This is a genomic window from Cupriavidus necator (assembly GCF_013141915.1).
GTDB classification, from domain to species: domain Bacteria; phylum Pseudomonadota; class Gammaproteobacteria; order Burkholderiales; family Burkholderiaceae; genus Cupriavidus; species Cupriavidus necator_B.
On sequence record NZ_SROX01000005.1, the window covers coordinates 167,788 to 188,269 of the forward strand.

The 20,482-nt window shown below is 67.8% G+C and carries 18 protein-coding genes; 12 read left to right on the plus strand and 6 right to left on the minus strand.

The features are described from left to right. The first annotated feature begins 75 nt into the window (after positions 1–75). Positions 76–1,431: a DUF1214 domain-containing protein gene (locus E5S69_RS12385; RefSeq protein WP_171514937.1), complete on the plus strand. Its 1,356-nt coding sequence runs from the start codon at positions 76–78 to the stop codon at positions 1,429–1,431. Between the two features lie 39 nt (positions 1,432–1,470). Beyond that, positions 1,471–2,517: a DUF1254 domain-containing protein gene (locus E5S69_RS12390; protein ID WP_171514938.1), complete on the plus strand. Its 1,047-nt coding sequence runs from the start codon at positions 1,471–1,473 to the stop codon at positions 2,515–2,517. 46 nt (positions 2,518–2,563) lie between these two features. On the opposite strand, the gene E5S69_RS12395 is transcribed toward E5S69_RS12390, so the two are convergent. Beyond that, positions 2,564–2,929 carry a glyoxalase superfamily protein gene (locus E5S69_RS12395; protein WP_171514939.1) on the minus strand — a complete coding sequence of 122 codons (366 nt, stop codon included), beginning with the start codon at positions 2,927–2,929 and terminating at the stop codon, positions 2,564–2,566. Positions 2,930–3,084: 155 nt separating this feature from the next. On the opposite strand from E5S69_RS12395, the gene E5S69_RS12400 reads away from it, so the two are divergent. From E5S69_RS12400 to E5S69_RS12410, 3 genes are all read left to right on the plus strand, one after another. Beyond that, the gene (locus tag E5S69_RS12400; RefSeq protein WP_171514940.1) at positions 3,085–4,053 is read left to right on the plus strand and encodes an aliphatic sulfonate ABC transporter substrate-binding protein; all 969 of its coding nucleotides are present in this window, start codon (positions 3,085–3,087) and stop codon (positions 4,051–4,053) included. A gap of 360 nt (positions 4,054–4,413) precedes the next feature. Then, complete coding sequence (locus tag E5S69_RS12405) at positions 4,414–4,875, plus strand: tripartite tricarboxylate transporter TctB family protein (protein ID WP_171514941.1); 462 nt, start codon at positions 4,414–4,416, stop codon at positions 4,873–4,875. Between the two features lie 10 nt (positions 4,876–4,885). Continuing rightward, a complete protein-coding gene (locus tag E5S69_RS12410) occupies positions 4,886–6,388 on the plus strand; it encodes a tripartite tricarboxylate transporter permease (protein ID WP_171514942.1) in 1,503 nt (500 codons plus the stop codon). A gap of 131 nt (positions 6,389–6,519) precedes the next feature. Here E5S69_RS12410 and E5S69_RS12415 read toward each other — a convergent pair whose 3' ends face one another. Together E5S69_RS12415 and E5S69_RS12420 are read right to left on the minus strand one after the other, a co-directional pair. Beyond that, positions 6,520–8,724 (minus strand): phosphocholine-specific phospholipase C, encoded by a 2,205-nt coding sequence (locus tag E5S69_RS12415; RefSeq protein WP_171514943.1) that lies wholly within the window; start codon positions 8,722–8,724, stop codon positions 6,520–6,522. Positions 8,725–8,770: 46 nt separating this feature from the next. Further along, complete coding sequence (locus E5S69_RS12420) at positions 8,771–8,974, minus strand: hypothetical protein (protein ID WP_171514944.1); 204 nt, start codon at positions 8,972–8,974, stop codon at positions 8,771–8,773. A gap of 314 nt (positions 8,975–9,288) precedes the next feature. Between E5S69_RS12420 and E5S69_RS12425 the strand changes: the two genes are divergently transcribed. Both E5S69_RS12425 and E5S69_RS12430 read left to right on the plus strand, forming a co-directional pair. After that, on the plus strand, positions 9,289–11,421 hold the full coding sequence (locus E5S69_RS12425) for a catalase (protein ID WP_171514945.1): 2,133 nt from the start codon (positions 9,289–9,291) through the stop codon (positions 11,419–11,421). 114 nt (positions 11,422–11,535) lie between these two features. Further along, positions 11,536–12,222, plus strand: a complete 687-nt coding sequence (locus tag E5S69_RS12430; RefSeq protein ID WP_171514946.1) for a GntR family transcriptional regulator — start codon at positions 11,536–11,538, stop codon at positions 12,220–12,222. Between the two features lie 19 nt (positions 12,223–12,241). On the opposite strand, the gene E5S69_RS12435 is transcribed toward E5S69_RS12430, so the two are convergent. Both E5S69_RS12435 and E5S69_RS12440 read right to left on the minus strand, forming a co-directional pair. After that, positions 12,242–13,219 carry a Bug family tripartite tricarboxylate transporter substrate binding protein gene (locus E5S69_RS12435; protein ID WP_171514947.1) on the minus strand — a complete coding sequence of 326 codons (978 nt, stop codon included), beginning with the start codon at positions 13,217–13,219 and terminating at the stop codon, positions 12,242–12,244. A 47-nt stretch (positions 13,220–13,266) separates the two neighbouring features. Then, positions 13,267–14,502 (minus strand): CaiB/BaiF CoA transferase family protein, encoded by a 1,236-nt coding sequence (locus E5S69_RS12440; RefSeq protein WP_171514948.1) that lies wholly within the window; start codon positions 14,500–14,502, stop codon positions 13,267–13,269. 208 nt (positions 14,503–14,710) lie between these two features. Between E5S69_RS12440 and E5S69_RS12445 the strand changes: the two genes are divergently transcribed. Genes E5S69_RS12445 through E5S69_RS12455 form a run of 3 tightly spaced genes read left to right on the plus strand, consistent with a single transcriptional unit; the run spans position 14,711 to position 17,242 of the window. Beyond that, entirely contained in the window at positions 14,711–15,691 is a 981-nt protein-coding gene (locus tag E5S69_RS12445; RefSeq protein WP_171514949.1) for a quinone oxidoreductase family protein, read from the plus strand. Between the two features lie 16 nt (positions 15,692–15,707). Beyond that, complete coding sequence (locus tag E5S69_RS12450; RefSeq protein WP_171514950.1) at positions 15,708–16,463, plus strand: glutathione S-transferase family protein; 756 nt, start codon at positions 15,708–15,710, stop codon at positions 16,461–16,463. A 20-nt stretch (positions 16,464–16,483) separates the two neighbouring features. Continuing rightward, entirely contained in the window at positions 16,484–17,242 is a 759-nt protein-coding gene (locus E5S69_RS12455; protein ID WP_171514951.1) for an enoyl-CoA hydratase/isomerase family protein, read from the plus strand. A 25-nt stretch (positions 17,243–17,267) separates the two neighbouring features. Here the strand turns inward: E5S69_RS12455 and E5S69_RS12460 are convergent, their stop codons facing one another. Then, entirely contained in the window at positions 17,268–18,155 is an 888-nt protein-coding gene (locus tag E5S69_RS12460; RefSeq protein WP_171514952.1) for a LysR family transcriptional regulator, read from the minus strand. A gap of 110 nt (positions 18,156–18,265) precedes the next feature. On the opposite strand from E5S69_RS12460, the gene E5S69_RS12465 reads away from it, so the two are divergent. Continuing rightward, positions 18,266–19,384 carry a muconate/chloromuconate family cycloisomerase gene (locus tag E5S69_RS12465; RefSeq protein WP_171514953.1) on the plus strand — a complete coding sequence of 373 codons (1,119 nt, stop codon included), beginning with the start codon at positions 18,266–18,268 and terminating at the stop codon, positions 19,382–19,384. Positions 19,385–19,447: 63 nt separating this feature from the next. Next, a complete protein-coding gene (locus E5S69_RS12470) occupies positions 19,448–20,443 on the plus strand; it encodes a tripartite tricarboxylate transporter substrate binding protein (RefSeq protein ID WP_171514954.1) in 996 nt (331 codons plus the stop codon). Positions 20,444–20,482: the final 39 nt, after the last annotated feature.

Sequence of the window (20,482 nt, forward strand, 5' to 3'; positions counted from 1 at the left end):
AAACTTAATTCACTTTTTGCCACCCCTCTGCGACAGTCTGGCTTTTGCAGCCCCCCTTACTGGAACGAGGAGCCTATGGACTTCCCAACCCGAGCCATTGGCGCGGCCGTGCTGGCCGTTTCCATGCTGGCAGGCCTGTCCGGATGCAGCAGTCCCCCGCAGGCCGCCGGCCCGGGCACCGCGGCGGGCGCGGTGTCGGAACAGGACATCCATGACGCCTACCTCTACCTGCTGGGCCGGCTGCTGGTCCTGCGCCAGGAGCAGGCCGACTTCCAGAAGGAAGGCTTCCGCTGGAACCAGATCATCCACCGCGATGTCGGCGGGGTGTCCTGGGCCAATCCGAACCTGGACGTTGCCTACAGCGAAGCCTGGGGCGCGGTCGATGAAAAGAGCTGCACGATCTTCAGCGTGCCGGCGATCAAGGGGCGCTACTACACCATCCAGTTCCTGAACGGCTGGGGCGAGACCGTCGCCAACATCAACGAGCGCAACTATCCGGACCATCCGAGCGGCGAGTTCGCGGTCTGCCTGAAGGGTGCCAGCGTGGCACTCCCGCGCACGGCGCGGCGCATCGACCTGCCGGGCAAGACTGCACGGGTACTGGCCCGCGTGGAAATCGGCGCGAACAAGAAGCAGGCGGTCGCGCTGCAGCATCGGGTCACGATGCGGACCACGGGCACGCCAACGATCGCCCCGGTGCCCGCCACGCCCGCCTTCAGCAATGACAAGCTGCCCGGCGCGGAAGCCTTTGACTCGGCAGCCCTTGCGCTCGGCTCGGAGCCGGACATCAATCCGGGCATGGACGCCTTGCAGGCCAAGGTGCGAGCCGTCAGTGCGGCGGTGGCCAGCGGGCCCGCCGAACGCGCGCGGGTGGACAAGGTCATCCGCGAGCAGACCCTGCCCGCGTTCTTCAAGTCGTTCTCGACGGCAGGGACTTTCAAGAACGGCTGGAACCGGCCAGCGACCATCGGCAAGTACGGCAGCGACTACCAGACCCGTACCCTGGTGAACCTGGCCGGGATCTGGGCCAACAGCACTGACGAGGTGGTCTATTTCAAGACCGATACCGATGGCACAGGCGCGAAGCTGGACGGCGGCAACGTCTACACCGTCACCTTCCCGAAGGCGGAACTGCCCGCCCGTCACGTCAAGTACTTCTGGTCGGTGATTGCAGTGGACTCCAAAAACTTCCACGTGATCCCCAATGCGAAGAACCGGTTCCTGATCAACAAGCAGTCCAGGCTGAGCTACGGCAAGGACGGTTCACTGACCCTTTACTTCGCGCCTGCGCGGCCGGACGGCGTGCCGGATGGCAACTGGCTGCCGACGCCCCGGGGGCAGAACTACAACCTGACCTTCCGCTTGTATGGGCCGGACCAGCAGATCCTGTCGGGACAGTGGTTCCCCGCACCGCTGGTCAAGCGCAACTGAGCGGCGCCCGCTAATCCTTCCCAACACATGGAATACAGCATGAAGATCAAACTGACCGCGGCCTGCGCGACGGGCATGGCCTTCGCCATGCTTGGCACCGTCAACGCCCAGCCGGCCACAACGCCGCCGGCCGGCACCGCCGTTCCCGTTACCATCGACAACTTCATTCGCGCCGAGACCGATATGTTCCTGGGCGGGCTGGTCAAGCAGGGTGGCATCGGCAAGCTGCTGCATCGGCGCGAGCCGGCATCGATCGACCAGCAGACCGTCATCCGCCTTAACCGCGATACGCTCTATTCGTCCGGCGTGTTCGACCTCGATGCCGGCCCGGTGACCATCACCATGCCGGACCCGGGCAAGCGCTTCATGGCCTTGCAGGTCATCAACGAAGACCACTATGTGCCCAACGTGTTCTACGGCAAGGGCACGTACACGCTGACGCGCGAGAACGTCGGCACCCGCTATGTAGCCACGGCGATCCGCACGCTGGTGGATCCGAACAGCGCGGATGACATCCGGCAGGTCCATGCGTTGCAGGATGCGATCAAGGTAAGCCAGCAGGCCCCGGGGAAGTTCGAGACGCCCGCGTGGGATGCGGCCAGCCAGAAGAAGATCCGCGATGCGCTGCTGGTGTTGTCCTCGACCATGCCGGACTTCAGGAAAGCGTTCGGCACCCGCGAGACGGTCGACCCGGTACGGCGCCTGATCGGCACTGCCGCGGCCTGGGGCGGCAATCCTGACAAGGACGCTGTCTACCTCAACGTCACGCCCGCGAAGAACGATGGCAAGACGGTCTATCGCCTCAACGTAAAGGACGTGCCCGTCGATGCGTTCTGGTCGGTCAGCGTCTACAACGCCGCCGGCTACTTCCAGAAAAATCCCGCCAATGCCTACACGGTCAACAACCTGACGGCAAGGAAGGGCGGTGATGGTGCCATCGCCATCCAGTTCGGCGGCTGCGACGGCCAGGTACCAAACTGCCTGCCGGTGGTCGAGGGCTGGAACTACACCGTGCGGCTCTATCGGCCCCGCGCCGAGGTCCTGAGCGGCGCCTGGAATTTCCCGCAGCCGCAGCCGGTCAACTGAGCGCACCGGCCGGAAGCGGCTTCCCGACACAGCGGGAAGCCGTGGCCTAATCCTCTGTCACCTGGCAAAACCGCAGCCGGTTCCCGAACGGATCGGCCACCTGCAGCATCCGGCCCCAGCCCACATCTTCGACACCGGGCCGGGCATACGGATAGTTCCGGGCGGACAGCTCCTGGTGCAGCGCATCGATATCCGTTACCGGAACGAACACGGTCGAGCCCGGCGTGGCGTCGCCGTGGTGTTCGCTGAGATGCAGCGTCAGGCCGCCGCGTCTGACCTGCGCGTATAGCGGCAACCCGTCTTCGAAGCGATGCTCCCACTCGAGCGTGAAGTCGAGGTAGTCCAGGTAGAACTCCCTGGCCTTGTCGACCGAGAAGATGCGGAGGATGGGGATGCCGGCGGACAGTTCCATGGGTTCCGTTCGGGGATTTGGGTTCGATTCCCCGATGATAGCGCCGCCACTGAACAAGCCGCCGGCGGTTGCATAAGCATCCGCGACAATCTTCGTTGGCTTTGCCCGTTGCCCTGACTAAGCTGGCGCTCCGACCTGCATCCTGGAGCAACGCCATGAACCCGACCCATGACCGCCGTCGCCGCCTGCTCATGGCTGCAGCGGGCGCGGCCGCCGCCGCCGCGCTGCCGGGCGTCAGCCGGGGACAGGGGGAGGCTACGCTGCGCATCGGCTACCAGAAGTCCTCCACGCTGATGATCCTGCTGAAATCGCGGCAGACGCTGGAAAAAGCCCTGGCGCCCAAGGGCGTGGCGGTGCAGTGGTATGAGTTCACCTCCGGCCTGCCGCTGCTGGAAGCGCTGAACCTGGGCAATATCGATTTGAGTGCCGACGTGGCCGATGCGGTGCCCCCGTTCGCGCTGGCCGCGGGCGCGGCGCTTACGTATTACGCGACCGAGACACCGTCGCCGCAGGCGCAGGCGATCGTGGTGCGCGGCGATTCGCCGATCCGCGAGGTGGCCCAGCTCAAGGGCCAGCGCGTGGCGTTTGCCAAGGGCGCCGGCGCGCACTACCTGGTGCTCGAGGCGCTGGCGCGCGCGGGGCTGTCGATCCGCGATATCGAGCCGGCCTACCTGAGCCCGGCCGATGCGCGCGCGGCGTTCGAGCGCGGCAGCGTGGCGGCGTGGGTGATCTGGGACCCGTTCCTGGCCGCGGTGCAGCGCCAGGCCAATGCGCGCGTGCTGCGCGACGGCGAAGGGCTGTCGAGCTATCGTCGCTTCTACCTCGCGGCCACGCCGTTTGCGCGCACCCATGCCGAGGTGCTGGCGGTGGTGTTTGACGCGCTGCGCGACGCGGGCGACTGGGTCAAGCGCAATCCCGCCGAGGCCGCGCGCTGGCATGCGCCGCTGATCGGCCTGGATGCCGCCACGGTCGAGGCCGCGAACGCGCGGCGCAGCTACGCCGTGCGCACCGTCGACGCGACGGCGCTGGCGGAACAGCAGCGCATTGCCGATGCCTTTGCCGCGCAGGGCATCCTGCCGCGCAAGGTGGCGGTGCCGGCCTCGCCGGTCTGGCGCAAGGCCTAGGCCCTTGCGTGCCAGCGCAGGCGGGCCGTCGGCTCCGCCTGTCCAGTGGTGCCGCTTGAGCCCCCGTTAGCTGTCCCGAACTCCATCCCGTCTTCCGGCCGCAGGCCGGATCGCCGCACGCACCGCCGGCTCTCCTGACGGGCCACGGCGTCCTCGTGCTGGCACATCCCACCGTTTCCATGCCACGCCATCGCCGGCGCCAGCGGCAAGCCAGTCGCGATGGCGAACCCGCGTCCAATTCGTAGGGAATAACCCTTGCCGGCGCAAAAATACATCACAACATGATGTATTGTTCGGAACTCCCGAAGCCGATGCCACCTGTTGGTGTCGTCCCGTCGCCCCCCGCTTCAAGGAGACTGCATGCGCATACGCAAGCAAACCGACTTTCTTTCCGGCCTGATGTTCATCGTCGTCGGCCTCAGCTTTTCCTTCGTTGCCCGCGGCTATTCCATGGGCACCGCCGCCCGGATGGGCCCGGGCTATTTCCCGTTCTGGCTCGGCATCGTGCTGGCGCTGCTGGGCGCCGTGGTCGCGGCCGGCGCCCTGTCGCACCGGGGCGAAGCAGACCGGATGGCACGCTGGGACATTAAGACGCTCCTGTGGATCCTGGGCTCGGTGGTGCTGTTCGGGCTGGTGCTCAAGCCGCTCGGCATGGTGCTGTCGGTGCTGGCGCTGGTGCTGGTGTCATCGATGGCCAGCCATGAATTCACCTGGAAGGGCGCCATCCTGAACGCCGTCATCCTGGTGCTGATCAGCACCGTGGCCTTCGTTTATGGCATCAACCTGCAGATGCCGGTGTGGCCTGCCGCTTTCGTCAACTAGGGGATATCGGATGGAGTTGCTGAGTCATCTTGCGCTGGGGTTTTCCACCGCGCTGTCATTGCAGAACCTGGCCTACGCCTTCCTGGGCTGCGTGCTGGGCACCCTGATCGGCGTGCTGCCGGGCCTGGGGCCGCTGGCCACCATCGCCATGCTGCTGCCGATCACCTACACGCTGCCGCCGGTCGCCGCGCTGATCATGCTGGCCGGCATCTACTACGGCGCCCAGTATGGTGGCTCGACCACCGCGATCCTGGTGAACCTGCCCGGTGAATCGTCGGCGGTGGTGACCACGCTGGACGGCTACCAGATGGCGCGGCGCGGACGGGCCGGCGTGGCACTGGCCACCGCGGGGCTGGGCTCGTTCTTCGCCGGTAGCGTCGCCACGCTGATCCTGGCCGCGTTTGCCACGCCGCTGTCGGAGCTGGCGTTCAAGTTCGGTCCTGCCGAGTACTTCTCGCTGATGGTGCTGGGCCTGATCGGCGCCGTGGTGCTGGCCTCGGGCTCGCTGGTCAAGGCCGTGGCGATGATCGTGCTGGGGCTGCTGCTGGGCCTGGTCGGCACCGACGTGAACTCGGGCGCCGCGCGCTTCTCGTTCGACGTGCCGGAGTTGACCGACGGCATCAGCATCACCGCACTGGCGATGGGGCTGTTCGGTTTCGCCGAGATCATCGCCAACCTGGAGCAGAAGGAGCACCGCGAGACCTTCACCGACCGCGTCACCAACCTGTTCCCGACCCGGGAAGACTTCAAGCGCATGTTCCCCGCGGTGCTGCGCGGCACCGCGCTGGGCTCGGCGCTGGGCATCCTGCCCGGCGGCGGCGCCTCGCTGGCCTCGTTCGCGGCGTATTCGCTGGAGAAGAAGACCTCGAAGTTCTCGCATGAGTTCGGCAAGGGCGCGATCGAAGGCGTGGCCGGTCCGGAATCGGCCAACAACGCCGCGGCCCAGACTTCGTTCATCCCGCTGCTGACGCTGGGCATTCCGCCCAATGCGGTGATGGCGCTGATGGTGGGGGCTATGACCATCCACAACATCCAGCCCGGCCCGCAGGTGATGACCAGCAACCCGGCGCTGTTCTGGGGCCTGATTGCGTCAATGTGGATCGGCAACCTGATGCTGGTGGTGCTGAACCTGCCGCTGATCGGCGTGTGGGTGAAACTGCTGACGGTGCCTTACCGCTTCCTGTACCCGGCCATCCTGGTGTTCTGCAGCATCGGCGTCTACTCGGTCAACAACACCGTGTTCGACGTCTTTGCCGCGGCCAGCTGCGGCCTGATCGGCTATGTCTTCCACAAGCTGCGCTGCGAGCCGGCGCCGCTGCTGCTGGGCTTCGTGCTGGGGCCGATGATGGAAGAGAACTTCCGCCGCACCTTGCTACTGTCGCGTGGCGACTTCTCGGTCTTCACCACGCGTCCGCTGTCGCTGGGCCTGCTGGTGGCCGCCGCGGCGCTGGTGGCGGTGGTGGCGCTGCCGTCGATCAAGGCCAAGCGCGAAGAGGCGTTCCAGGAGGAATAGCGGAGCACAGGGGAACGGGGAGGCAAGGCAAGCTCGCATGCGACGAGCAAACGGCAGAGGGGCCGTTTCGTTCCGCACGGACGAAACGGCCCGGGCCTTGCGCGGGACGCGGGGCCCCGCGCCCCGCAGGATCAGGCCAGTCCCATCGCCGGATCGCTGACCGTATCCTCGCCGGTCTCCATGCGACCGGCAAAGCGCCGCGCGAACGCCGGGCTGGCCTCGCAGCTCACGACGAAGTCGTACCAGTTGCCGCTCTCGGCCACCGGCCATTCCAGCGTTTCCACCTTGCCGCGCTTGACCCGCTGCGTCCACGGGCCGTCCCCGCGATAGGCCAGCGCCTTGACGGTGAAGGTCACGTCGGCATCGCCATCGTTATGCAGCTTGACCTGGATCGTCGGCTTCTTGCAAGGGTTGTAGCAGACCTGGATCTCGGCGGACGTGGTGGCCGCCTCGTGGATGTCGCCGGAGAACGCACGGTGATAACCGTTGGGCCCGAGCACCCACAGGTCGTACTTGCCGCCGTCGGCGTTGATGTCCCACGTATCGTCCAGCGCCTTGCCGGCCTCGACCACGTAGCGGCGCGGAATCCGGTCCAGGTGCAGCTTGTCGTAGACATGGAACACCGCGCCCGCCTGGTGCGCGCTACCGTTGGCGAACAGCAGCCGCACGGTGCGGGCGGCTGCATCGACGCGCGCGCTGGTATGCAGTTCATACGGCAGCTTGCGCGACGGGCGCGAGCCGGTGGCCTGCGCCGGCGGCGCCGGCGTGGCCGGCACCGGGATCGCGGGCTGCGTCTGCTGCCAGGCGGTCAGGCTGGTGGCGTCGGCGCGCGTAGTGCGCCCCGCCAGCACGGGCAGCGTCTCGGTATTGGGCGTGGCGAAGTTGAAGGCGCTGGTCAGGTCGCCGCATACGGCGCGGCGGTAGGCGCTGATCTGCGGCTCCATCACGCCAAAGCGCGCTTCCAGGAAGCGCAGCACCGAGGTGTGGTCGAACACTTCGGAGTTGACCCAGCCGCCGCGGCTCCACGGCGATACCACCCACAGCGGCACGCGCGGCCCCGGCCCGAACGGCTTGCCGTCCTGCGGCGGCTGCTTGGCGGTGGCGGGCGGGAAGTTGAAATACTCGTAGGCCATCTGCGCGTCGGCCAGGGTCGACTTGCCGGCCAGCGTGCCGTCCGGGTTGCGCGACGGCGCGGTCGGCGGCGGGCTATGGTCGAAGAAGCCGTCGTTCTCGTCGAAGTTGATCAGCAGCACGGTCTTGCTCCATACCTCCGGCGATGCCGTCAGCGCATCGAGGATGGCCTGCACATACCAGCCGCCCTTGGCCGGACTGGACGGGCCGGGGTGCTCGCTGAACTCGGCCGGCGGGATGATCCAAGACACTTCGGGCAGCCTGCCGTTCTGCACGTCGTCGCGCAGCGACTGCAGGAAGCCGGCGTCCGGCATGGTGTTGCAGAAGCCCTTGGCGAACGGGCTGTACTGGTCGTCGATATCCGGGTTGTAGGGCGGATTGACGCCGGTGCCGGCGGTGTTGGACAGCTTGCGTCCATCCGGCATTTTTTCCATCTCGGCGCGCCAGTGGCGGAAGCTCATCATCTGGTTGCAGCCGTAGTTGTCCGGCACGTTCTGGTAGACCTTCCAGCTCACGCCGGCGCCCTGCAGGCGGTCGGCGTAGGTCTTCCAGGTCCAGCCTTCGGTGGACGGGCCCACGTCGGCGCCGGCGTTGAATTCATTGATCATCACCGCGACGTTGTCGCCGGTGGGGCCGTTGCTGCCGGTCCAGTAGAACAGGCGGTTGGGGATGGTGCCGGTGTGCATCGCGCAGTGGTAGGCGTCGCACAGCGTGAAGGCGTCGGCCAGCGCGCGCTGGAACGGGATCTCGGTATTGTCGAAATAGCCCATCGACAGCGCCTTCTTGGCCACCGGCCAGCGGTCCATGCGGCCGTGGTCCCACGCGGCCTGGGCGTCGGGCCAGGTGTGCGGCGTGCCGCCGGCGCGCTGCGCGTTGCCCTGGGTTTCATCGAGGTGGTAGGGCGTCAGCGTATTGCCGTTGGCATCGGTCTGGTAGAACGCGTTCTTGCCGTTCGGCAGCGGGATCGCAAAGCGGTCGCCATAGCCACGCACGCCCTTGAAGGTGCCGAAGTAGTTGTCGAACGAACGGTTCTCCAGCATCACCATCACGACGTGCTTGACGTCCTGGATGGTGCCGGTGGCATTGTTCGCCTCGATCGCCAGCGCGCGGCGGATGCTGGGCGGAAAGCTGGCCAGCACCGCGGCGGCGGCACCGGTGCCGAGGCTGGTCTTGAGGAACTGTCGCTTGGACGGATTGAAGGTCATGGCTTGGGTGGGGTCGGTCTGTCGCTGGATCGAAAGGCGGCCCGCATCACGGGGCGCAACGCGTGGTGCAGGCTTCGGGCTTGCCGGTGTGCCCGGGCTTGCCTGGCGGGTCCGGCGCGCTGCCCTGGGCCGTGGGCTGCAGGGTGCCGCCGCCCGCGCCGGGGGAGTCGTCGCCGCCGCAGGCGGCCAGCATCAATGCCAGGGTGAGGGTGCCGGCGGCCAGCCAGGGCCGGGCGGAAGGCGACAGCAAGGTGGGTCTCATTGGTGCAGGGCCTTTTCTTTTGGTTAAAGGAATAACGATGGCCGCGCCCATGCGCCGACAGCGGCTGCACGCGATGGACTCCGCCGCAGCGGATGGCAAGCGCAGGTCCGGCCGGTTGCCGGGAGGTGGCCGTGGCTTGTCGCGACAGCGGGCGATTGTTGACGGATCAAATGTCAGATGTTTGACAGGAAGCACTTCGTGGCATTGCATTTGTAACCAAAAGTGTCCGAAAGCGGGCGTGGCAATTGCAAGCAGTGCCCGATTGCAATCCTTCAACCGTGAACCCGACCCAGGAGACCGATATGGCCCAGACGTCCGATGACCAGGCAAAGCCCGCGTCAAGCGCCACCCCCGCCACCACCGCCGCTGGTGCACCGGCCGGCTATGGCGATGCCCAGCGCGGCGCCGGCGGTGAATTGCACCAGGTTGCCGGCGGCACGCACGCGCCGTTGACCACTAACCAGGGCGCGCCGATCGCGGACAACCAGAACTCGCTCAAGGCCAACTCGCGCGGCCCGACCTTGCTCGAAGATTTCATCCTGCGTGAAAAAATTACACACTTCGACCATGAGCGCATCCCCGAGCGGATCGTCCATGCACGCGGTACGGCGGCGCACGGCTATTTCGAGCTGACCGATTCGCTGGCGCAATTCACCACCGCCCGCATCCTGACCGAGGTCGGCGTCAAGACACCGGTGTTCGCGCGCTTCTCCACCGTGGCCGGCGGCGCCGGTTCGGTCGACACGCCGCGCGACGTGCGCGGCTTCGCGGTCAAGTTCTATACGAAGGAGGGCAACTGGGACCTGGTCGGCAACAACATCCCGGTGTTCTTTATCCAGGACGCGATGAAGTTCCCTGACGTGGTCCACGCGGTCAAGATGGAACCCGACCGCGGCTTCCCGCAATCGGCGACCGCGCACGATACCTTCTGGGACTTCATCTCGCTGACGCCGGAGTCCATGCACATGGTCATGTGGATCATGTCGGACCGCACCATCCCGCGCTCGCTGCGCATGATCGAAGGCTTTGGCGTGCACAGCTTCCGCTTGCTCGACAGCGAGGGCAAGTCCACCTTCGTCAAGTTCCACTGGCGCCCGAAGCTGGGGCTGCAATCCACGGTGTGGGACGAGGCCGTCAAGATTGCCGGCGCGGACCCGGATTTCCACCGGCGCGACATGTTCAACGCGATCCAGTCCGGCAACTTCCCCGAATGGGAACTTGGCGTGCAGCTGTTCACCGAAGCCGATGCCGCGAAGTTTCCGTTCGACCATCTCGATGCCACCAAGATCATCCCGGAAGAGACCGTGCCGCTGAAGATCATCGGCCGCATGGTGCTGGACCGCTGGCCCGACAACTTCTTCGCCGAGACCGAACAGGTGGCGTTCTGCCCCGCCAACATCGTGCGCGGCATCGATTTCTCCAACGACCCGTTGCTGCTCGGCCGGCTGTTCTCGTACCTCGACACGCAGCTGCTGCGCCTGGGCGGACCCAACTTCAACCAGATCCCGGTGAACGCGCCCAAGTGCCCGTTTGCCAACCACCAGCGCGACGGCCATATGCAGATGCAGCAGCCCAGGGGGCGCGTCGCCTATGAGCCCAACTCGCTGTCCGACGATTCGCCGCGCGAAGCGCCAGACCTGGGCTTCCGCAGCGCGCAGGTGCCGGAGCAGGGCGACAAGGGCCGCATCCGTCCGGAGACCTTCGCCGACCACTACAGCCAGGCACGCCTGTTCTACCGCAGCCAGACCCGCGCCGAGCAGGCGCACATCGCCTCGGCGCTGGTGTTCGAGCTGTCGAAGGTCGAGCACGTCCATGTGCGCGAGCGAATGGTGGCCCACCTGCTCAATATCGACAACGACCTGGGCCGCCGCGTGGCCGATGGCCTGGCGCTGGAACAGGTGCCCGAGCCGCTGCCCACCGCCGCGCCGGTGCAGGACCTGCCGCCGTCGCCGGCGCTGCAGATCATTGGCAAGATGAAGGACACGCTGCAGGGGCGCGAGATCGGCATCCTGGTCGCCGATGGCTCCGATGGCGCCACGGTCGAGGCGATTCGGCAGGCGGCCATGGCCGCCGGCGCCACGGTCAAGATCGTCGCGCCCAAGGTGGGCGGCGCGGTGCTGGCCGATGGTTCGAAGCTGCCCGCCGACGGGCAGCTGGCCGGAACCCCTTCGGTGATGTTCGATGCCGTGGCCGTGGTGCTGTCCGCCGACGGTGCCGCCATGCTGGCGCAGGAGAGCGCGGCACTGGATTTTGTCTGCTTTGCCTACGCCCATTTGAAGGCGATTGCCGCCGATGCGGGCGGCGACGCACTGTTGTCCCGCGCCGGACTGCCCCCGGATAACGGCATCGTGCCCGCCAGCGACACGGCCCGCTTTATCGCGGCGGCGAAGACGCGGCAGTGGGACCGGGAGCCGCAGGTGCGGATGCTGGCATAGGGGGAAAGGAGGCCGGTAGCCTGCCGGGGGCCGGCCTTGTGCACACAACGTGCGTCTGTGAATACGCAGGGCAGGGTAGAATCACCCATCCCTGTTTCCCGCGTGCCGCAGTCCATGTCCGAAGAAAAGAAGAGCCTGTCCGAAACCATCCGCGCCGCGATCGAGCAGGAGATTCTTTCCGGAAAACTTCCCAGCGGCACGCAACTGGAAGAGCAGCAGTTGCTGGCACGCTTTGGCGTATCGCGCACGCCGGTGCGCGAGGCGCTGATCCAACTGGAGTCGGCCGGCCTGGTCGACCTGGTGCCGCGCCAGGGCGCGATCGTGTCGTCGATCACGCTGCGCGAATACGTCGCCATGAACGAGATCCTGGTCCAGCTCGAGGCGCTGGCGGCCCGGCTGGCGGCGCGGCGCATCTCCGCGGCGCAGCGCACGGCGCTGCAGCAGGCGTTCGAGGCGTGCCGCGCGGCGGCGGAGCGCGCCGATTCCGAGCACTACCGCGCCGCCAACGATGCCTTCCACGAGGTCATCTACGCCGCCTGCTGCAACGACATCCTGTCGCGGCAGATCCGCACCATGCGCGCGCGCATGCGCGGCATGCGCGACCTGCGCTTCGAGAAGCCGGCGCGCATCCTAGCCTCGCTGGCCGAGCACGAGGCGGTGATGGACGCGATCGCGCGCGGCAACGAAGACGATGCCGCGGCCGCCATGGTCCGGCATATCGCCACCGGCGGCGATGTCTATGCGGACATGATCGCCGCCATGCCCGACGACGAAGCCGGCGGCCGGCGCGGCCGCCGCTAGGCGCCGCGGCCGGACAGGCTTATTCCAGCCTGACGCCGGCCTGCTCGATCCGCGTCACGGCCGCCTTGCCGTCCGCCGCGGCCCATCTGGCAAACTCGGCGGGCGATGCCGAAGTCGCGACCTCGCTGCCGTTGGAGGCCAGCTTCGCGCGCAGTTGCGGGTCGGCCATCACCTTGTTCGCGGCGGCGAAGAGCTTGTCGCGGATGCCGTCGGGAAGCCCGGCCGGCCCGTACAGTCCGAACCAGAAGGTAAAGTCAAAACCCGGCAAGCCCATCTCCGCCAGCGCGGGCAGGCCGGGCGCAACCGCCGAGGGCTTGGGCGTGGTCACGCCGATCATCTTCACCACGCCTTGCGTGCCCAGCGGCAGCACCGACGCCGCGGTGCCGAACGACAGTTCCACCTCGCCCGCGGCCACCGCCTGCAGCGCCGGCGCACCGCCCTTGTAGGGAACGTGGGTCATCTTTGCCCCCGTGGCCTTTTCGAACTGCAGCGCGGCGATATGCGGCGAGCCGCCGATGCCGGACGAGGAGTAGTTGAACTTGCCTTGCTGCGCCCGGGCCTTGGCCACCAGCGTCTTGACGTCGCTGACGTTCAGGTTCTTGTTGACGGCCAGGATCAGCGGCGACACCGTCAGCCGCGTGACCGGGGTGAAATCCGTCGCCTTGTAGCGGGCCTTGTACAACTGCTGGTCGATGCCATACAGCGTCGCCGTGGCCAGTCCCAGCGTGTAGCCGTCCGGGGCGGCCTGCGCCAGCGCGGCGGAGGCCAGCGTGCTGCCCGCGCCGGGCTTGTTGTCCACCACCACGGTCTGGCCGAGTTCCCTGGACAGGGCTTCGCCGAACACGCGCGCGACATAGTCCGCGGCGCCCGCCGGCGTGTAGCCCACCAGCAGCCGGATCGGCCGGGCCGGGTATTCCTGCGCGCCGGCCAGGGCGGGCAACGCCGCCAGGGCGGCAAGGGCCGCGCCGATGGCGGCGCGCCCGAGAGCATGGGTCATGGTTGTCTCCTTGGTGTTTTCGCTTGTCGCGGTGGTTCTTGCGGGCTTCAGGCCGCCACGCTGGCCGCGCGCAAGTCCGCGATGCCGGCTTCGTCGTAGCCCAGTGCGCGCAGGATCTCGTCGGTGTGTTCGCCGGGATCGGGCGCGGCGCGGGCGAACTGTTCCGGGTGCGGCGCGGCCGACAGGTTGATCGGCGAGCGCAGCAGCGCAAGCGGCCCCAGCACGGGGTGCTCGGCGGGCCGGGTCATGCGCAGGTGGCGCACCTGCGCGTCCTCGAAAGCCTGGCCGATATCGAACACCGGACCGCAGGGCACGCCGGCCGCATTCAGGCGCGCGGTCAGTTCGGCGACGGTGAAGGCAGCGGTGCACTGGTTGATGGCCGCGTCCAGGCGATGGCGCTCGGCGGCGCGGCCGGCGGCGCTCTGGAAGGCGGGCTCGTCCAGCAGCCAGCCGGCCGCGACGGTGCGGCAGAAGTTGGCCCACATGCGGTCGGTGCTGGCGGCGATATTGACCACGCCGTCGCGGCAGCGGTAGGTGCCCATCGGCACCAGCGTCGGGTGCGCATTGCCCTGCTGCGTCGGCACTTCGCCGTCCACGGTGTAGCGGGTGGCCTGGAAATCGAGCTTGTTGAGCATGCCCTCGATCAGCGAGGTATGCACCCATTGCCCACGGCCGGTACGCGCGCGGTGCAGCAGCGCCAGCAGGATGCCCTGGCCCAGGAACATGCCGGCAGTGGTGTCGGAAATGGCGATGCCGACGCGCAGCGGCCCCTGGCCCGGCTCGCCGGTGACCGAGCTCAGTCCCGACATGCCCTGCACGATCTGGTCGAGCCCCGGGCGCTCGCAGTACGGCCCGTCCTGGCCAAAGCCCGAGATGCTGGCCAGGATCACGCGCGGATTGATCGCGCTCAGGCGCGCGTAGCTCAGTCCCAGGCGTTCCTTGACCACCGAGCGGAAGTTCTCCACCACCACGTCGGCGCGCCGCACCAGGCGCTCCAGCACCTCGGCGCCTTGTGGCGTCTTCAGGTCCAGGCACAGGCTGCGCTTGTTGCGATGCAGGTTCTGCTCGTCCGAGCCCCGCCGCCGCCCGGTCACCGAGCCGCGATCCTGCGGCGGCGGCGGCTCGACGCGGATCACGTCGGCCCCCCAGTCAGACAGCAGGCGCACGGCGGCGGGGCCGGCGCGCGCGATCGACAGGTCCAGCACGGTGATGCCCGTCAGCGGCAGGTCTGCCCCCGGGGCAGGAGTCCCGCCGTCTTTGGGGGCGGGTGGCAAAGACGTCATGGCAATTCCTCGGCGGTGATGGCGATGTTTAGTATACAAATACACAGTATAAAAATACGTATAAGGACTTTCCACGATGCATGCAGCGCGAGAAAGGCGTACCCTGTCAAGCGTTGCTTTCCTTACGTCAAGCGGAACGCGCATTTCTCACGGCCTCGTTGCCTCAGTTTGGCCGCTCATCCCTTGTTTCCACCTTTCCTGGATTTGTATGCTTTCAGAGTCTTTCTGTATTTACAGGACCGGTGGCCCGGAAGTGCTGGAGCCATGCCAGGTCGCCGTGCCGTCGCCGGGGCCCGGCGAAGTCCAGTTGCGCCAATCGGCCATCGGCCTCAACTTCGCGGACATCTATCAGCGCAAGGGCGCGCATGGTCCCCATGCGGCCACGCCGTTTCCCATCACGCTGGGCTCGGTTGGCGCGGGCACGGTCACCGCGATCGGCGCAGGCGTAGAGGGATTTCTGGTCGGCCAGCGTGTTGCCTGCATGCACCCGGGCGCCTACCAGGTGACCCGCAACGTGCCGGCGGGCCGGCTCGTGCCCTTGCCGGACACGATCTCTGAAGACGTGGCGGGCGCCACGCTGCTGCGCGGCCTGACCGCCGAATACCTGCTGCGGCGGCTCTACGCCGTGCAGCCTGGCGACGCGGTGCTGGTGCATGCGGCGGCGGGCGGCATGGGCGTGCTGCTGTCGCAGTGGGCGCGCGCCCTCGGCGCAACCGTGATCGGCACCGTCGGCAGCGAGGCCAAGCGGGCGGTAGCACTGGCCCACGGCTGTCACCACGTCATCAACTACCGCGACGGCAACTTTGCCGAAGCGGTGCAGGCCTTGACCGGCGGCGAGGGCGTGGCCGTGGTCTACGACGCCGTCGGCAAGGATGTGTTCGTGCCCTCGCTGCAATGCCTGCGGCCGTGCGGCATGGCCATCAACTACGGCACCGCGTCGGGTGACGTGGAGGCGTTCGACCTGCAGTTGCTGCACGCGCGCTCGCTGATCGTGTCGCGGCCCACGCTGCGCACCTATATCGCCACCCCGCAAGCGCTGGCCGCGGCGGCGGCCGCGTTGTTCGCCGCGGTTGCGGCCGGGCGGTTGCGATTGGAGGTGAACCACCGGTACCCGTTGGCCGCCGTGCGCGACGCGCACCGCGACCTGGAGGGCCGTGCCACCACGGGTTCGGCCGTGCTGCTCCCTTGAGCCCGGCGAGCACAAGATGAAACTGTTCCATGGCTGGTTGTCGAGCGCGTCGCGCCGGGTACGCCTGTGCCTGGCCGAGAAAGGCCTTGCCTATGACAGCGTGCCGGTCGACCTGGCGGCGCAGGAGCAGCATACGCCCGCGTTCCTGGCAATGAACCCCAACGGCGTGGTGCCGGCGCTGGTGCTGGACGATGGCCGCTTTCTTTATGAGAGCGGCACTATTTGCGAATACCTCGACGAGATCCACCCGTTGCCGCCTTTGCGGCCCGACGATCCCTACCAGCGCGCGGTCATGCGCAACTTCGTGCGCTGGACCGACGAGAAGGCGCTGCCCAACCTGCTGGTGCTGAATTGGAGCCTCGCGCTGCAGCCGGTTGCCGCGCGATGGAGCGATGCCACGCTGGCCGAGCGGCTTGCGCGCATACCGACCGCCGAGCGCCGCGACGCGTGGCTGCGCATTGCGCGCCAGCCCTACACCGATGCGGAGAAACGCCGCGCGCTCGATGCGCTGGTCGGGCTGGTGCCCAGGATGGAAGCCATGCTCGCGCCTGGCAATTGGCTGTTCGGCGCCCGCTATACGTTGGCCGATATCGCGGCGACGCCCTTTATCGCGCGCATTGCAGAGCTGGCACCGGCCGCGCTGTCATCGGCCCCCGCCGTGGCGGATTGGTGGCAGCGCGCCCAGGACCGGCCGGCGTTTGCGCAGGCGCGGCTGGAACGTTTCGACATCGCGCTCGCACGCCGGGGCGCGCCATCCGCCGATGCCCATTGATTCCCACTGGAGAATTGCCCATGCAGACTGATGGTTCCCTTCCTTCGCTAGACCTTGCCGGCCATGTCGCCACGATCACCTTGCGCCGCCCCGAGGTGGCCAACCGGCTTGGGCCGGACGACCTGGCCGAACTGCAGCGCCATGTCGAGGCCGTCAATGCCAGCGACGTGCGGGTGCTGCGGCTGCGCAGCACCGGCAAATACTTCTGCAGCGGCTTCGACATCGGCCGGCTCGCGGCCGGACAGCGCGGCGCCGGCTTCGAAACCCTGGTCAACGCGCTGGAAGACTGCCGCGCCGTCACCATTGCCGAGATCCACGGGGGCGTCTACGGCGGCGGCACCGACCTGGCGCTGGCGTGCGACTTCCGGCTCGGCACCGCGGCGGTCGACATGTTCATGCCCGCGGCGCGGCTGGGCCTGCATTTCTACCAGCGCGGCATGGAACGCTATATCAGCCGGCTGGGACTGAACCACGCCAAGCGCCTGTTCCTGACCGCCGAGCGCATCGATGCCGACGAGATGCTCCGCTGCGGCTTCCTGACCGAATTGCTGCCCGCCGAACGCCTGCGCGAGCGCGCGCAGCAACTCGGCGACACCGTGGCCGGGCTGGCGCCATTGGCGGTGCAAGGCATGAAGCGGCACCTGAACGAGATCAGCCATGGCCGTCTGGATGCCGCGGCGCTGGCGGCCGACATCGGCGCGGCCAGCGGCTCGCAGGATATCCGCGAAGGCGCGCTGGCCTGGCAGGAGAAGCGCCAGCCGCGGTTTACCGGGACCTGAGCCGCCCCCCCTGAAGCGGCGGCGGCTACTGGCGCCGCTGCATCACCCAGTCCACCGCGCGCGCCAGGAACGGCGAGGTGTCGCCTTCGCGATAGCTCATGATCACCGGCGAGACGAAACCCGGCGCATCGATGGGGCAATAGCGCACATCGTCGCGGTGCAAGCGCTGGATCGACGCCGGCACCAGCGTGATGCCGATGCCGGCGGCCACCAGCCCAAGCGCGGTCTGCAGTTCGTTGGCTTCCTGCACCACGCGCAGCTGCAGGCCTTGCGCGCGGAACAGCGACAGCAAGTGGTCGGCGTAGCTGGGGCGCGGCCTGGCCGGATAAAGGATGAACGGACGTGCCGCCAGCGCCTGCGGCGTCAGCGCCTTGCGGCGCGGTGCCGGCAGGCGCGCGGGCAGCGCCGCCACCAGCGGTTCGGCCATCACCACCTGCTGGCGGATGGCGGGATCGTTCAGCGCGATGCGGCCGAAGCCCAGGTCGATGCGACCGGCCTTGAGCGCCTCGATCTGTTCGACGGTGATCATCTCGGCCAGTCCGACCTCCACCTGCTGGCCGCGGTCCGATTCGCGCAGTTCCCGGATCAGCTCAGGCAGCACGCCATACAGCACCGACGGCACGAAACCGATGCCGAACCAGCGCTTTTCCTCGCGCCCGATTCGGCGCGTGCCCGCAATGGTCTCTTCCAGCCGCTGCGTCAGCTGCGTGGTCTGCTCCAGCAGGAAGCGGCCCGCCTCGGTCAGGCGCAGGCCGCGGCCGATGCGGTCGAACAGCGCCACGCCCACTTCCTCTTCCAGCTGCCGGATCTGGCGCGACAGCGGCGGCTGCGCCATATGCAGCCGCTCGGCGGCACGGGTCACGTTGAGTTCCTGCGCCACGACCTGGAAATAGCGTAGGTGCCGGAGTTCCATGGGCATCCTTCTCCATACCTTTTAGGTATTGATCGAGACATCATCGGTCTTGGACACCGATAAAGTCAAGCCGCATACTTGGCCACTACTCCAAATTGCATCGACAAGGTATGAACCCGACTATCACTTCGGTGGAAGCCATCCTGGTGGACCTGCCCACCATCCGCGCCCACCAGCTGGCCATGGCGACGATGCAGCAGCAGACGCTGGTGATCGTGCGGCTGCGCTGCAGCGATGGCGTGGAAGGCATCGGCGAGGCCACCACCATCGGCGGGCTGTCTTATGGCGACGAAAGCCCCGAAGGCATCAAGCTGACCATCGACACCTACCTGGCGCCGGCGCTGGCCGGCCAGGATGCCACCAATGTGCATGCCGCCATGGCGCGCCTGGGCAAGGTCGCGCGCGGCAACCGCTTTGCCAAGTCCGCGCTCGAGACCGCCTTGCTGGACGCGCAGGGCAAGCGCCTGGGCGTGCCGCTGGCCACGCTGCTCGGCGGCGCGGTGCGCGCGACGCTGCCGGTGCTGTGGACCCTGGCCAGCGGCGATACCGCGCGCGACATTGCCGAGGCCGAGCAACTGCTGGCCCAGCGCCGGCACGACACCTTCAAGCTGAAGATCGGCCGGCGCAGCGTGCGCGACGATGTGGCGCACGTGGCCGCGATCAAGCGCGCGCTGGGCGATCGCGCGCGCGTCACGGTCGATGTCAACCAGGCCTGGAACGAAGCCGACGCGGCCACCGGCATCGCCATGCTGGAGGCCGCCGGCATCGACCTGATCGAGCAACCCACCCCGCGCGAGCACCGCATGGCGCTGGCGCGGCTGGCCGCGCGCTTCGTGGTGCCGATCATGGCCGACGAAGCGGTGTGCGGCCCCGAGGATGCGATGGAGCTGGCGCGCATCGGCGGCGCCGACGTGTTCGCGCTGAAGATCGCCAAGGCCGGCGGCCTCTTCGGCATGCTGCGCACCGCCGCGGTGGGCGATGCCGCGGGCATCGCGCTGTATGGCGGCACCATGCTCGAAGGCAGCGTCGGCACCATCGCGGCGGCGCACGGCTTCTGCACGCTGCCGCAACTGGCATGGGGCACCGAGCTGTTCGGTCCGCTGCTGCTCAAGGACGATATCGTGCAGCAGCGGCCGCAGTACCGTGATTTCAGCCTGCATCTGCCGGAAGGCCCGGGCCTGGGCCTGTCCCTGGATGAAGACAAGCTGGCGCACTACCGCCGCCACTGAGCCGGCAAGCCATTCCACGCCGGGCGCGTTGCGCGCGCCGGCGCATCACGCAGCGAGGAGACTATGAAGACGTTATTCCAGCGGCTGGCAAGCACGGGCCGCGCAGGAGCGCTGGCACTGGCCGCCGGCCTGGCGTTGGCCGCACCGGCCGCGCACGCCGCCTATCCCGACCATCCGATCCGCTGGATCGTGCCATTCCCCGCGGGCGGCGCGATGGACAACATCGCCCGCACGCTTGGCGAAGAGATGTCGCGCTCGCTCGGCCAGGCCATCGTGGTGGAAAACCGCCCGGGCGCGGGCGGCAATATCGGCGCCGAACTGGTCGCGCGCGCACCCGCCGACGGCTATACCCTGATCATCGTCGCCAACGGCATGGCCGTGAACCCGGCGCTGTACGGGCGCCTGAGCTACGACCCGGTCAAGGACTTCGCTCCGGTGTCGCTGCTGGCGGTGGTGCCCAACGTGCTGGTGGCCAACAAGGCCCGGCGCCAGGAAACCACCATCAAGGACGTGGTCGCGCATGCCAAGGCTGCGCCGGGCAAATACACCTACGCTTCGGCGGGCAATGGCACCTCGATCCACCTGGCCGGGGAACTGTTCACCTCGATGGCCGGCATCGACATGCTGCATATCCCGTACAAGGGCAGCGGCCCGGCCATGACGGATCTTCTGGGCGGCCAGGTCGACTACATGTTCGACAGCATCACTTCGGCCAAGCCGCATATCGATTCGGGCAAGCTGACGGCGATCGCGGTCACCACCAGCAAGCGCTCGAGCGCGCTGCCCAATGTGCCGACGGTGGCCGAAGCCGGCTTGCCCGGCTACGAACTGTCGCCCTGGTTCGCCGCCTTCGTGCCGGCGAAGACGCCGCAGCCGGTGATCGACACGCTCAACCGCGCCATGCTCGAGGCCCTGCGCAAGCCCGCGGTGCAGAAGCGGCTGGCACTGATCGGCGCGGAGCCGATCGGCAGTACGCCCGCGGTGCTGCGCGAGCACCTCGCCAAAGAGACCGACAAGTGGGGCGCGTTGATCCGGCAGCGGGGTATCCGCGCGGACTGAGGCACTGAGGCCCCGCAAGTGCATCGCCGCGCACTGACA